This window comes from uncultured Roseibium sp. (assembly GCF_947496995.1).
Classification (GTDB): Bacteria; Pseudomonadota; Alphaproteobacteria; order Rhizobiales; family Stappiaceae; genus Roseibium.
Genome location: NZ_CANMFD010000001.1, coordinates 1,628,490 through 1,641,153 on the forward strand (window position 1 = coordinate 1,628,490; position 12,664 = coordinate 1,641,153).

At 62.0% G+C, this 12,664-nt stretch carries 11 protein-coding genes; 7 read left to right on the forward strand and 4 right to left on the reverse strand.

Annotation, left to right across the window (positions count from 1 at the left end; translation table 11 throughout):
- Nucleotide 1 precedes the first annotated feature (1 nt).
- Both cysN and Q1B40_RS07270 read left to right on the forward strand, forming a co-directional pair.
- The gene (gene cysN / locus Q1B40_RS07265; RefSeq protein WP_299811895.1) at nucleotides 2–1,936 is read left to right on the forward strand and encodes a sulfate adenylyltransferase subunit CysN; all 1,935 of its coding nucleotides are present in this window, start codon (nucleotides 2–4) and stop codon (nucleotides 1,934–1,936) included.
- A 310-nt stretch (nucleotides 1,937–2,246) separates the two neighbouring features.
- On the forward strand, nucleotides 2,247–3,260 hold the full coding sequence (locus Q1B40_RS07270; RefSeq protein ID WP_299811897.1) for an NAD-dependent epimerase/dehydratase family protein: 1,014 nt from the start codon (nucleotides 2,247–2,249) through the stop codon (nucleotides 3,258–3,260).
- A 22-nt stretch (nucleotides 3,261–3,282) separates the two neighbouring features.
- Here the strand turns inward: Q1B40_RS07270 and Q1B40_RS07275 are convergent, their stop codons facing one another.
- Nucleotides 3,283–3,759 carry a YbaK/EbsC family protein gene (locus Q1B40_RS07275; RefSeq protein ID WP_299811899.1) on the reverse strand — a complete coding sequence of 159 codons (477 nt, stop codon included), beginning with the start codon at nucleotides 3,757–3,759 and terminating at the stop codon, nucleotides 3,283–3,285.
- A gap of 235 nt (nucleotides 3,760–3,994) precedes the next feature.
- On the opposite strand from Q1B40_RS07275, the gene Q1B40_RS07280 reads away from it, so the two are divergent.
- Nucleotides 3,995–4,183 (forward strand): hypothetical protein, encoded by a 189-nt coding sequence (locus Q1B40_RS07280; protein ID WP_299811901.1) that lies wholly within the window; start codon nucleotides 3,995–3,997, stop codon nucleotides 4,181–4,183.
- 69 nt (nucleotides 4,184–4,252) lie between these two features.
- On the opposite strand, the gene Q1B40_RS07285 is transcribed toward Q1B40_RS07280, so the two are convergent.
- A complete protein-coding gene (locus Q1B40_RS07285; RefSeq protein ID WP_299811903.1) occupies nucleotides 4,253–5,413 on the reverse strand; it encodes an FAD-binding oxidoreductase in 1,161 nt (386 codons plus the stop codon).
- Between the two features lie 129 nt (nucleotides 5,414–5,542).
- Here Q1B40_RS07285 and mnmD point away from each other — a divergent pair, with 129 nt between their 5' ends.
- On the forward strand, nucleotides 5,543–6,280 hold the full coding sequence (mnmD, locus tag Q1B40_RS07290) for a tRNA (5-methylaminomethyl-2-thiouridine)(34)-methyltransferase MnmD (protein ID WP_299811905.1): 738 nt from the start codon (nucleotides 5,543–5,545) through the stop codon (nucleotides 6,278–6,280).
- A 43-nt stretch (nucleotides 6,281–6,323) separates the two neighbouring features.
- Here the strand turns inward: mnmD and Q1B40_RS07295 are convergent, their stop codons facing one another.
- Nucleotides 6,324–7,205 carry a LysR family transcriptional regulator gene (locus Q1B40_RS07295; protein ID WP_299811908.1) on the reverse strand — a complete coding sequence of 294 codons (882 nt, stop codon included), beginning with the start codon at nucleotides 7,203–7,205 and terminating at the stop codon, nucleotides 6,324–6,326.
- 162 nt (nucleotides 7,206–7,367) lie between these two features.
- On the opposite strand from Q1B40_RS07295, the gene bla reads away from it, so the two are divergent.
- The gene (gene bla / locus Q1B40_RS07300) at nucleotides 7,368–8,264 is read left to right on the forward strand and encodes a class A beta-lactamase (RefSeq protein ID WP_299811910.1); all 897 of its coding nucleotides are present in this window, start codon (nucleotides 7,368–7,370) and stop codon (nucleotides 8,262–8,264) included.
- 77 nt (nucleotides 8,265–8,341) lie between these two features.
- On the forward strand, nucleotides 8,342–8,695 hold the full coding sequence (locus Q1B40_RS07305; RefSeq protein WP_299811912.1) for a hypothetical protein: 354 nt from the start codon (nucleotides 8,342–8,344) through the stop codon (nucleotides 8,693–8,695).
- Nucleotides 8,696–9,539: 844 nt separating this feature from the next.
- On the opposite strand, the gene Q1B40_RS07310 is transcribed toward Q1B40_RS07305, so the two are convergent.
- Nucleotides 9,540–10,493 (reverse strand): 2-hydroxyacid dehydrogenase, encoded by a 954-nt coding sequence (locus Q1B40_RS07310; protein ID WP_299811914.1) that lies wholly within the window; start codon nucleotides 10,491–10,493, stop codon nucleotides 9,540–9,542.
- A 430-nt stretch (nucleotides 10,494–10,923) separates the two neighbouring features.
- On the opposite strand from Q1B40_RS07310, the gene ettA reads away from it, so the two are divergent.
- Nucleotides 10,924–12,573, forward strand: a complete 1,650-nt coding sequence (gene ettA / locus Q1B40_RS07315) for an energy-dependent translational throttle protein EttA (protein ID WP_299811916.1) — start codon at nucleotides 10,924–10,926, stop codon at nucleotides 12,571–12,573.
- The last annotated feature ends 91 nt before the right edge of the window (nucleotides 12,574–12,664 follow it).

Sequence of the window (12,664 nt, forward strand, 5' to 3'; positions counted from 1 at the left end):
GATGACCATCGCAGATATTCAGGAAACCGCAGAAGCTGCCGTCAACGAATACATCCTCGCCCAGGAAACCAAGGATCAGCTCCGGTTCCTGACGTGCGGTTCCGTCGATGACGGCAAGTCGACCCTGATCGGCCGCCTGCTGTACGACACCAAGCTGATCTTCGAGGACCAGCTCGCGGCGCTGGAACGCGACTCCAGGAAGCACGGCACGGTCGGAGAGGATATCGATCTGGCGCTGCTGGTGGACGGGCTGGAAGCCGAGCGGGAACAGGGCATCACGATCGATGTCGCCTATCGGTTCTTCGCCACCGACAAACGCAAGTTCATCGTTGCCGATACGCCCGGCCACGAGCAGTATACCCGCAACATGGCGACCGGCGCTTCCACGGCCGATCTGGCCGTGCTGCTTGTCGATGCGCGCAACGGCCTCATGGTGCAGACCCGGCGGCACGCCTTCATCGCCTCGCTGCTGGGAATCCGGCATGTGGTTCTGGCGATCAACAAGATCGACCTGGTCGGCTTCTCGCAGGAACGTTTCGAGGAGATCCGCAAGGACTTCGAAAGCTTCGCCAGCGGCTTCGATTTCGAAACCCTGGAAGCGATCCCTATGTCCGCGCGCTACGGCGACAACGTCACCGCGAAAAGCGACAAAATGAGCTGGTATTCCGGTCCGACGCTGCTGGAGCATCTGGAAACCGTGGAGTTCGGCGAGCATGCGCTGGAAGCCCCGTTCCGCTTCCCGGTCCAGTGGGTCAACCGGCCGAATCTCGACTTCCGTGGCTATTCCGGCACCATCGCCAGCGGCCGGGTGACCGTCGGCGAGGAACTGGTCGTTGCCGGCCCGGCGAAGTCCTCCAGGGTGAAGTCTATTATCGGCCCGGATGGCGAAGTGCCTGAAGCGCGGGCAGGGGAAGCCATTACCCTCACGCTGGAAGACGAGATCGACATCTCCCGCGGAGATCTGTTGTCCTCTGCGGCGCATCGGCCGGAAGTCGCGGACCAGTTCGCGGCCCATCTCATCTGGATGTCCGACGAACCGCTGCTGCCGGGCCGCCCGTATATGTTGAAGATCGGAGCCAGAACCGTCACCGCGACCGTTTCGGAGATCAAGCACAAGATCAACGTCAATACCTTCGAACATATGGCCGGCAAAACCCTGGAACTCAACGAGATCGCCTTCTGCAATTTCTCGCTGTCTTCCGCCGTGCCCTTCGACCCCTATGAGGCGAACCGCACGACCGGTGCGTTCATCCTGATCGACCGCATATCCAATGCGACCGTCGGTGCGGGCATGGTCTGGTTCGCCCTGCGCCGGGCGAGCAACATCCACTGGCAGGCGCTGGAAATCGACAAGACGGCGCGCTCCCAGAAGCTCGGCCAGAAGCCTGCCGTTCTCTGGTTCACCGGCCTGTCCGGCTCCGGCAAGTCCACCATCGCCTCCATGGTGGAGAAAAAGCTGCATGTCGACGGCCGCCAGACCTATACGCTCGACGGCGACAACGTCCGCCACGGCCTCAACAAGGACCTCGGCTTCACCGATGCCGACCGGGTGGAGAACATCCGCCGGGTGGGTGAAGTTGCAAAGCTGTTCACCGATGCCGGCCTGATCACGCTCGTGTCCTTCATTTCCCCCTTCAGGTCGGAGCGAAGGATGGCGCGCGACCTGATGGGCGAGGGCGAGTTCATCGAGGTCTTTGTCGATACGCCCATCGAGGAATGCCGCAGACGCGACCCCAAGGGTCTCTACGCCAAGGCCGACCGGGGCGAGATCAAGAACTTCACCGGCATCGACAGCCCGTATGAGGCTCCGGAAAACCCGGAAATCCACATCAGGAACGTTGGCCGCGATCCGGAAGAAGTCGCCGAGGAAATCATCACCTATCTGCGGGAGAAAGGCTTCCTGGCCGGCTTCGCCGAGGATGGCGAAGGCATTTGACCATCCTGTCTGCGTTCCGCCGAACGCCGGGAGCACGCAATTCTTGCACGTGCTCGGTCCCGGTCATCAGCTCATCGAGCAGATAACCGGGACCACGGGTACACCCCGGCACGGCAGTCTGCGTTTACCGCAATGACCTGGGGACCCCGAGGCAAGGGCAGCGGCTGGCGATCGTGGCGGTGGCCGGGATACGTCATCGGGAGATCGCCGGTGCGGGAAACAATTTCGTCTTAGCCGTTGCCCACGCAGACGAAGCCTTTTAAGACCGCTTGCATAATCTGTTTATCGGTTGAGGGGCTTCGTGCAGCGAATGAAAACCGTTTTGGTGACCGGGTCGGCGGGATTTATCGGCTATTTTCTCTGCACGCGTCTGCTTGAGGACGGCTTCCGGGTGATCGGCCTCGACGCTATGACGGACTATTACGACGTCCGCCTGAAGGAGCGCCGCCAGCAGATGCTGCTGCAGCACGAGCATTTCAGGGCGGTGAACGACCGGGTCGAGACGGCCGATCTGCTCATGTCGCTGTTCAGCGCCGAAAAACCCGACTTCGTCATCCATCTGGCCGCCCAGGCAGGCGTGCGCTACTCCATCGAGGCGCCGCGTTCCTATCTGGAAAGCAATATCTGCGGCACGTTCGAGCTGCTGGAGGCTGCCCGAGCGTTTCCGCCGGAGCACATGCTTCTGGCCTCGACCTCATCGGCCTATGGCGCCAATACCGAAATGCCTTACACGGAGACGGACAAGGCCGACCATCAGATGTCGTTCTACGCGGCAACCAAGAAGGCGACCGAGAACATGGCGCATTCCTATGCCCATCTCTACGGCTTGCCGGTCACCATGTTCCGTTTCTTCACCGTTTACGGCCCCTGGGGCCGCCCCGACATGGCGCTGTTCAAGTTCACCAAGGCGATCCTCGAGGGCCGTCCCATCGACGTCTACAATTACGGCGACATGAAACGGGACTTCACCTATGTGGAGGATCTGGTCGAGGGCATCCGCCTGTTGATGGACGCGGTTCCCGTGCGCCCCGTCGAGGGCGAGGACGTTCCCGAAGGCGACAGCCTGTCGCCGGTGGCGCCCTGGCGGGTGGTCAACATCGGCAATTCCACCTCTGTTCAGCTGACCGATTACATCGAGGCGATCGAAGCGGCGACGGGACGGAAGGCGGAGCGCAATCTGATGCCGATGCAGGCCGGTGACGTTCCTGCCACCTGGGCCAATGCGGACCTGTTGCAGCGACTGACCGGATACCGGCCCCGCACCCCGGTGCAGGAAGGGGTTGCACGGTTCGTCGAATGGTACAGGGACTATTACCGGATCTGAACATCCAGCCCCTGTATGGGGCTCAGGTGGTCCCGGGTGGGGACTGGCAGACGTCGACCCATTCGGCGCCGGTTATGTCCGCCATACGTTCCGGCGCGATCCTTACAGCTGCGTTGGTCGCTCCGGCCGCGGGTATGACGATGTCGTAGGCTTTCAGGGAACCGTCGCAATAGACGGGCAGAGGCGCGGCAAGGCCGAAGGGGCAGACGCCACCGACAGGGTGACCCGTCAGGGCTTCGACCTCTTCCAGTGCGAGCATTTTCACCTTTCCGCCGAAGGCCGCTTTCGCCTTCTTGTTGTCCAGCCGTGCGTCTCCTGCGGTAACCAGCAGAAAGATCCTCTCCTTGACCTGCAGCGACAGTGTCTTGGCGATCTGACCGGGCGCCACACCGTGGGCCAGTGCGGCCAGGTCGACGGTGGCACTGCTGTGCTCCGTCACGATCACTTCGAGCTCGGGTGCTGCGCTGGCAAGATGGTTGCGGACGCTTTCAAGGCTCATGCTGGGCTGTCTTTCCTGCTGTCTCGATAGGAAAATTCAGGAAAACTGCCGTACCCCGGCAGCCGAAAATACCTGAATCACTTGTGCATATTATCAAATTCGGCATGATGGGAGTTAAGATTGCATTCATAGTGATCTTAAGCAGGTGTTAACCCTTGCCTCTTAAACGCTATAGTAGGCGGATCGGGAACTTTTCCCGTATATCCGCGTTGTTGTCATTTAAGGGAACTTCGTAATGGCAAGGGCCGTGACAGCCGCTCGTGAAGTCTGCCGGCCCGATCTGGATGAGGACAATCGGTCCATGCAGACGCGGCAACAGGACGAGACGGCGCATGTCCCGCTGATGGTGGCGAAAAACCTCCTCTTCTGGGGTTCCATCGCGCTGAGCATCTACGCCCTTTACGCGCTCGCCGCCGCCCTCTGACACCGCGCGATCAGACGATCCCGGACACGACCTCTCTCCACTTTGACAGCTGCAGGCCCTCTCGGGGACTTATCTGTCCGCCTCAAGGCGGGCGACGCCGAAATGGTTGTCCGGCCGGAATGTTGCCGGAAGAGAGTGGGCCGGATCCCGCCCGGTTATGTCCGCAACCAGACAATCAGCGACCAGATGGGCAATTCCGAAAGAAATCTTGAACCCGCCCGTTGCCGCATAGAGGGTGTCGAAGCCCGGCAGCCGGCCGATGAGCGGGTCGCGCTTGTGACAGCGCGGGCGGATCCCGGCCCACTGCGAAATGACTGCGCGTCCGGCCAACTGCGGGCAGAAGGTGGTCGCACGTCGCAACAGTTCGTTGGAGCGCTCGGGCGAGGGGGTGTTGTCCGTGAACTCCCGGTCCGATGTGCTGCCGATCGCGACCGTACCGTCGTCATGGGGCACCACATAAAGCCCGTCACAGTAGATCGCCGGTTTGCCGGCAAGGTCCGCGCCTTCCAGAAGCAGCGCCTGGCCTTTTTCGCCGCGCCCGATCCTCTCCCCGGTCAGCGTCTCGATCAGGTCGAAGGCCTGGAAGCCTCCGCTGATGACAAGGCCTCCGGCCGCGACCGGCCCGGCACCACCTGACAGCAACACCCGGCCGGCCGCTTCGTCGAACCCGGTCACCTCCGCCCCCTCGATCAAGGTACCGTTGCGGCGGACATAGGCGGCGAGGGCGGCAAGGTATGCGCGCGGGGAAATGCGGGCCGCCAGGGTCTCGTAGACGATGCCGAAAGGGGCCGCCTCCGGCGCCAGCCAGTCCGAACGGCTTCCAGCCGCTTCCACCTGATAGGAAAAACCGGTCTCTTCGGGATGCCAGCGCAATTTGCTCTCTTCCGCGCGTTCCAGATGATGCTCGAGCTTGTCCCGGGTGGTCAGCGGCAGAATACGGCCGCAGCGGCGGTAGCCGCAGGCAAGGCCGGTTTCGGCTTCCAGTTGCCCGATATGCGCTTCAAGACCTGAAAGCGCCTGAAACTGAAACTCCTTCTTCGGGTTCCAGCGCGCCGGCATATGCGGCATCAGCGCACCGAGCAGCCCGCCGCTTGATCCTGCCCCAACCCGGTCGGCTTCCAGCACAACCACCTTGAGCCCGGCCCTGATCGCCGCATGGGCAACGGACAGGCCGAAAATACCGGCCCCGGCAATGGCGACGTCGAACGGTCCGTCGGAGGTCTGCGCCATGTCCGGGCGGCTCCTTGTCGATTGATTGTTCAGATTGGCTCTCTTATGAGAGCAGGACGGTCAAGGCAAAGGCTTTTGCAAGACAGTCTGAATGTTTGCCCTTTCTCGAAACAGGCAGAAACAGGAACGATGACCATCAAGGCTCCGGATCTGGAATGGCTCGACGGCGACGTGCCCAGGGCGCAGGGCTTCGACGACACCTATTTTTCCAGAGCCGGCGGGCTGGAGGAAACCCGTCACGTTTTCCTGAAAGGCAACGGGTTGCCCGGGCGCTTGCATGGCCGCGACACCTTCACGATTGCAGAATTCGGTTTCGGCACCGGGCTCAATTTTCTGACCACGCTCGTGGCCCTGCGAAATGTGCCGGACGCGCCCGCGCTCACGTTCCTGTCCTTCGAGCTTTACCCGATGACGGCCGACCAGCTTCGCCGGGCGCTCGGCGCTTTTCCTGAATTGTCAGAGCTTGCGCAGGACCTCATTGCCGTCTGGAACCCGGAGCCCGGCTGGAACCGGCTGAATGTTGCCGGTGCGCGGCTGCTGATCGGAATTGGCGATGCGCGCGAGCTGATCGCGGAGATCCGATTGCAGGGACCAGAGAGCGGAACCGAGGAGGGCGGCATCGCACCTGTGGACGCCTGGTATCTCGACGGATTCAGCCCTGCAAAAAATCCGGGCCTCTGGGATGCGGACCTGCTGAAGGCGGCCGCTCGCCTGACCGGGCCTGGCGGCACGCTGGCGACCTATACCGCTGCCGGCTGGGTCCGGCGCAATCTCCAGGCAGCCGGTTTCACGATTGAAAAGACCGGCGGGTTTGCCGGAAAACGGGAGATGGTTGTCGGGCACAAGCCTGACACCGAAGAAGATTGATCGGGGTCTGACAGACAGGGCGTTTTTGTCGCCGTCGGCGGTGTCAGGTTACGGCCGAACCTGACGCGGCCGCCGTCAGCCATAAGCGGAATTTCTGCATGGCGCCGGTTTCCTCCCGCGATTTCAGCCAGGTGAGCCAGTAGCTGCCGGTGCGGGTGGTCGTTTCGAAAGGCTGCACGATCTCTCCGGAGCCGATGTGGCGGGAGAACATCGAAACCGGAGCGAGCGCCACGCCGGAGCCCTGGGCGGCTGCCTCGACCATTGCGAGCGAACTGTCGAACATCCAGCCGCGCGTCCGGGGCGGCGGCAGTCCGGCTGTCTGAAACCACATGGCCCATTCATCCATCCGGTAGGATCTCAGCAATGGCTCGCGCAACAGGTCTGCCGGGCTTGTCAGGCGCGCGGCGGTCTCCGGCGCGCAGAGCGGTGCAAGCGGAGCATCCATCAGTTTTTCCGCATTGGTCGCATGCCAGGCGCCATCGCCGAAACGGATGAAACAGTCCAGCCCGTCGACGAGCATGTCCGCGCGATTGTTGTTGGTCTTCAGGCGAAGATCAATGTGCGGATTGGACCCGGCAAACTCCGGCAGGCGCGGCAGCAGCCAGCCAGTCGCGAACGAACCGACCACGCCGACCGTCAGCACCTCGCGGAAATTGCCGTCCTCGAACCGGCTGAGCGCCGCGCTCATCCGCCGGAAGGCATCGGTAAGGACCGGCAGCAGTGCATGACCCTCGTCGGTCAGCACAACGCCGCGCGGCAGGCGTTCGAACAGCGAGACCTGCAGCACATCTTCCAGCGCCTTCACCTGATGGCTGATCGCCGTCTGGGAAACGCGCAGCTCCAGCCCGGCGCGGGTAAAGCTGCCGAGCCGGGCGGAAGCCTCAAAGGCCCGCAGGGCATTCAGCGGCAATTGTGATACGTCCATGACTGCCTCCGGAAGACCAATTTTTTCTCATGTCTGATGGTATTAATCGTCATTTGCGTAATGACTGTGGCAACGGCATGGTTTGAAAACCCTGAGCCGCACCACTGGATTGGATGATCGCGGGCGGCAAGGTGGATAGAACAGACAACTAGAGGTTTTCAGATGATGAACCGGAAACGCCGTCGCGCGTTGACCCTTGCGCTTGCCTTTTTCACGGTTGCTCCCGAATGGGTCTCCAGCGCCGTCGCCGCCGATTTCGATCCTGCGCCGCTGGCGAAGGCCGTGGAGGATATTACTGACCGTCTGCCGGCACGGGTCGGTGTCGCCGTCATCGACACGGAAACCGGAAAGAGCTGGAGCCATCTTGCGGACGAGCGCTTTCCGCTCAACAGCACTTTCAAGGCATTTCTCTGCGCGGCGCTTCTGGACAAGGGCGAAGCCGGAGATCTGGACCCGGCGTTGCGGGTGAAGATACGCCAAGAGGATCTGGTCTCTTATTCGCCGGTCACCGAAAAGAAAATCGGGTCTGACGGCATGACCCTTCTCGAGCTCTGTGAGGCAACAGTCACGATAAGCGACAACGCCGCCGCAAATCTGGTGTTTGAACAGATCGGCGGACCGGACGGGTTGAACCGCTTCCTGCGGGGGATTGGCGACACGGAAACACGTCTCGACCGGCGCGAGCCGGAGCTGAATTCCGGCCATCCGGGAGATGAGAGAGACACCACGACACCGGCGGCCGCCGCGGCCACCTTGCAAACGCTTCTGTTGGGGGATGCCCTGAGCGCTGACGCACGCGCGCAACTGACACGGTGGATGGAAGACAACAAGGTGGGCGACGACACGCTGCGCGCCGGTCTTCCGCAGGATTGGCGGATTGCCGACAAGACGGGCGCGGGTGGCAATGGCTCGCGCAACGATATCGGCGTCATCTGGCCGACGGGCCGCGCCCCGGTGGTGATCGCGGTCTACATCACCGGAACAACCGCATCCTTTGTGGCGCGCAACGGGGCCATTGCCGAAATCGGCGCGGCACTTGCCGACAGTCTTGTCGATTGAAGGTGTTCCCGGGCGGGTTCTGTAACCCGCCCGGAGGCTTCCCGAGCTTGTGAGCAGTCACGCCGAAGGAGAGTTGCTTGTCTTGTTACAAATCGGCCCGGATCATGATCCTTAGCGCAATCGCCCTTGGAGCCGTCGTCTCCGCCTCTGCCGCACAGGAAACGCGGGACGAACGGCGGGCGCGAAATTGCGGCTATTACCGCGAGATGGTCCGCCATGCGCTTGAAAGCGTCGACGGGAAGGCCCTGACGCCGGGATTTGTCGAGGAGCATGACGCCTTCATCGACGGCGGATGCCTCGCCACAAGGCCTGCCTGCCCGAGATCCCCGGCGGACTTCGCCTTCGCCGATATGCTGCTCATGATGACGGTCAGCGCGAACATGGGCAGCACCTTCTCACCGTTCTGGTGTCCGGTGAAAAACCAAGGGTGAAGCGCCGCCCGCAGGGGGGCTCAGATGGCTGATAAAATCCGTCCCCCTCGGTCGTCATCAACCCTGTTGAGTGAACTGATTAGCTGAATACCACCCCCGGCTGTCATCCCGGCCAAGCGAAGCGCGAGCCGGGATCGGGGAGGCACAAACCTTTGGCGGAACTGTTTTATCAATTCGGCAGACTACGGCTCACCGGTCCCGGATCTCCGCTACGCTTCGTCCGGGAAGACGAACTCCTGCGGTCGTCAACTCTGTTGAGTGAACTGAGAAGCTGAATACCACCCTTGGATGTCACCCCGGCCAAGCGCAGCGCTGAGCCGGGGCAGAGGCTCAGTTGGGTGTCTCCAGGGCCGCTTCACACACAGTCCCAGGATAAACAATACGGCACGCAGGCTCGAAGCGGGTAGCGACCGCCGATGAACAATCGGTCTTGCTTCAGCAAGCGGCACCGCGAGTGGGCCCGGGTCTCCGCTTCGCTGTGCCCGTGGTGACACCCGGAGCAAGGGAGCGTTGCCAAATCAAGAACGTAACCGCCCGTGCTTCCCTGGAAGACCGGGAGGCCTCCTCCGGATACCGTTCACTCGATTGCAGCAGCAGCCCCCCCCGGCTGTCATCCCGGCCAAGCGAAGCGCGAGCCGGGATCGGGGAGGCACAAACCTTGACGGAACTGCTTTATTTATTCGGCAGACTACGGCTCACCGGTCCCGGATCGGTGCTCGGCTCCACTTCACGGGTCCGGAATGACACCCTGAGGGTTTGTCACCGGTCTGAAGCGCCCCGCAGGGGCGTCTTCCTCACGGCAGATCGGATCAGGTCATCGGACCGTTTTCCACAGCAGGGCTGGTCAGCCCATCTCCGGAACCGGAGTCACGGCCTTGCCGGTCTCGAACCAGCTTTTCAGGTTATCGACCACCAGTTGGCCCATGGCGTTGCGGGTCGCCTGGGAGGCGGAGCCGACGTGGGGCAGCAGTGTGACCCGGGGAAGCTGCATCAGCTTTTCCGGCACGTTGGGTTCGTTTTCGAAGACGTCCAGACCGGCGCCGTGGATCGTGCCCTTTTCAAGTGCGCTGATAAGCGCTTCCTCGTCGACGACTGTGCCACGGCCGATATTGATCAATATGCCTTCAGGCCCCAGCGCCTCCAGCACCTCTGCGTTGACGGCATGCTGGGTTGACGCGCCGCCGGGAGCCACCACCATCAGCGTGTCGCAGGCAGCCGCCATTTCCTTCAAGGTCGGGTGATAGGGGTAGTCCACGTCTTCCTGCCGGTTGCGGCCGTAATAATGAACCTCGAGATCAAACGCCTCCGCGCGTCTGGCGATGGCCTTGCCGATGCGTCCGAGCCCGAAGATCCCGAGTTTGCGGCCCTGGAGCGTTGCCTGGGTCAGCGGATAGGGGCCTTCGCCGGTCCATTTGCCGTCGCGAAGCCATTTTTCCGCCTGGCCCAATTCGCGTACGGTCATCAGCAGCAGGCCGAGCGCCGTATCGGCGACTTCGCTGGTCAGCACATCCGGCGTGTGGGTGACCATCACCTCGGCGGCAAGACAGTCGCCGGTGTTGATATGATCGTAGCCCACCCCGAAGCTGGCAATGATTTCCGCGTTCGGGACCTTGGCAAGAAACGCCGCATCCATCTTGCCGCCCATCGCCGCCACACCGCGGACCTTTGCGCCGACCTCTCTCAGGAGCGCGTCGGGGTCATCGGCCTCGAACAGCTTGTGAACGACAAACTCCGCGTCCAGCTTCTCCTGAACAAGCAGCGGCATCGGGCGGGGCATCAGAATTTCAACGGGTGTCATGGCGGATCCGGTGGAAATGGGGAATTGAGAAGAAAATCTACAGCAAGCTTACGGGCAACCGCTCCGGGAAAAAAGGCCCAAATGCTTTGCCCGGGTACGGTTGCTTCAGGAGTTTGCGGCAATACGCTGCAGCCTGCGGCGCTGCTGCGTCCCACCGGACCCGTGGGCAAAACCGGGCGCAGGTCCTGATTCAGGCAGGTTTGGCGCTGCAAGCAAGCACCTTGAAACAGGCGTTGACCGCACTCACCCAGCCGCGCTGTCTTTCGGATCTGCACGTAGCCGGGGTTGCACTTGTCCGCAATGACGATTTCTCGAACCGGGGCTTCCTAATCCGTCTTCCCCCATTGCCCCGGACGGTCATTTCCCCTAAAAGACCCCGCAGCAATCCAGAGAATCCCGATAGTTTTTTCAAGTGGAGAAGCGGAGCCCCATGGCGCGCCAGTTCATCTATCACATGCACGGCCTCTCCAAGGCCTATAACAACAAGAAGGTCCTCGACAACGTCAACCTCAGTTTCTACCCGGATGCCAAGATCGGTATCCTGGGTCCGAACGGGGCGGGCAAGTCGACGCTTCTGAAGATCATGGCCGGTCTCGACAAGGAATATACCGGCGAGGCCTGGGCCGCCGAAGGCGCCAAGGTCGGCTATCTTCCGCAGGAGCCGAAGCTGGACGAAACCAAGACCGTGATGGAAAACGTCATGGAAGGTGTCGCGCACAAGCAGGCCAAGCTCGACCGCTACAACGAGCTGATGATGAACTACTCCGACGAAACCGCGGACGAAGGCGCCCGGCTTCAGGATGAGATCGACGCCCAGGATCTGTGGAACCTGGAAAGCCAAGTGGAAATGGCGATGGAAGCCCTGCGCTGCCCGCCGGCCGATGCCGCTGTCGACAACCTTTCAGGCGGCGAGCGCCGCCGTGTGGCGCTTTGCCAGCTGCTGCTGTCGGAGCCGGACCTGCTGCTGCTGGATGAGCCGACCAACCACCTGGACGCGGAAACCGTTCACTGGCTGGAGCGGCATCTGCGGGAATTCAAGGGCTCCGTCCTGATCATCACCCACGATCGCTACTTCCTCGACAACGTCACCGGCTGGATCCTGGAGCTCGACCGTGGGGCGGGCATTCCTTACGAGGGCAACTACTCCGCCTATCTGGAGAAGAAGTCCAAGCGCATGGAGCAGGAGGGCCGTGAGGACATGGCGCGCTCCCGTGCGATTTCCCGCGAGCGTGAATGGATGGGCATGAGCCCGAAGGGCCGCCAGACCAAGTCGAAAGCCCGTATCCGGGCCTTCGAGGACCTGTTGTCCGCTCAGGAAGAGCGTATGCCGTCCATCGAACAGATCCTGATCCCGGTGGGCGAGCGTCTCGGCGCCAACGTCATCGAGGTCAAGAATGTCTCGAAAGGCTTTGAAGACCGCCTGTTGATCGACAATCTGTCCTTCAAGCTGCCGCGCGGCGGCATCGTCGGCGTCATCGGCCCGAACGGCGCCGGTAAATCCACGCTCTTCAAGATGCTCACCGGCCAGGAAAAGCCTGACAGCGGCGAGGTCATCGTCGGCGACACCGTCCATATGGGCTATGTCGACCAGTCGCGCGATGCGCTCAACCCGGCAAACAATGTCTGGGAAGAAATCTCCGGCGGCGCCGAGGTGATCTACCTCGACGACAAGGAAATCAACTCGCGCGCCTATTGCTCGTCCTTCAACTTCAAGGGCCCGGCCCAGCAGGCCAAGGTCGGCGATCTTTCCGGCGGGCAGCGCAACCGGGTGCATCTGGCCAAGGTCCTGAAGCAGGGCGCCAACGTTCTCCTGCTCGATGAGCCGACCAACGATCTCGACACCGAGACCCTGGCCGCCCTCGAAGACGCGCTGGAAAACTACGCCGGCTGCGCCGTGGTCATCTCGCATGACCGCATGTTCCTCGACCGTCTTGCCACGCACATGCTCGCCTTCGAGGGCGACAGCCACGTGGAATGGTTCGAAGGCAACTTCGAGGACTACGAAAAGGACAAGGTCCGCCGCCTCGGTGCCCATGCTGCCGACCCGCGCCGGATCAAGTACAAGCCGCTGACCCGATAGTCGGGGACGGCGTTGTCTCATTTGGGAAAGGCGGTCCGAAGGGCTGCCTTTTCTGCTTTCAGGGCCTGAAATCCATCCTTTGAACGGGACC

What these genes read in the sequence shown, in the direction of transcription:
- cysN (WP_299811895.1), top strand. Translation starts at nt 2, where the DNA reads ATGACCATCGCAGATATTCAGGAAACCGCAGAAGCTGCCGTCAACGAA.
- Q1B40_RS07270 (WP_299811897.1), top strand. Translation starts at nt 2,247, where the DNA reads ATGAAAACCGTTTTGGTGACCGGGTCGGCGGGATTTATCGGCTATTTT.
- Q1B40_RS07275 (WP_299811899.1), bottom strand. Translation starts at nt 3,759, where the DNA reads ATGAGCCTTGAAAGCGTCCGCAACCATCTTGCCAGCGCAGCACCCGAG.
- Q1B40_RS07280 (WP_299811901.1), top strand. Translation starts at nt 3,995, where the DNA reads ATGGCAAGGGCCGTGACAGCCGCTCGTGAAGTCTGCCGGCCCGATCTG.
- Q1B40_RS07285 (WP_299811903.1), bottom strand. Translation starts at nt 5,413, where the DNA reads ATGGCGCAGACCTCCGACGGACCGTTCGACGTCGCCATTGCCGGGGCC.
- mnmD (WP_299811905.1), top strand. Translation starts at nt 5,543, where the DNA reads ATGACCATCAAGGCTCCGGATCTGGAATGGCTCGACGGCGACGTGCCC.
- Q1B40_RS07295 (WP_299811908.1), bottom strand. Translation starts at nt 7,205, where the DNA reads ATGGACGTATCACAATTGCCGCTGAATGCCCTGCGGGCCTTTGAGGCT.
- bla (WP_299811910.1), top strand. Translation starts at nt 7,368, where the DNA reads ATGATGAACCGGAAACGCCGTCGCGCGTTGACCCTTGCGCTTGCCTTT.
- Q1B40_RS07310 (WP_299811914.1), bottom strand. Translation starts at nt 10,493, where the DNA reads ATGACACCCGTTGAAATTCTGATGCCCCGCCCGATGCCGCTGCTTGTT.
- ettA (WP_299811916.1), top strand. Translation starts at nt 10,924, where the DNA reads ATGGCGCGCCAGTTCATCTATCACATGCACGGCCTCTCCAAGGCCTAT.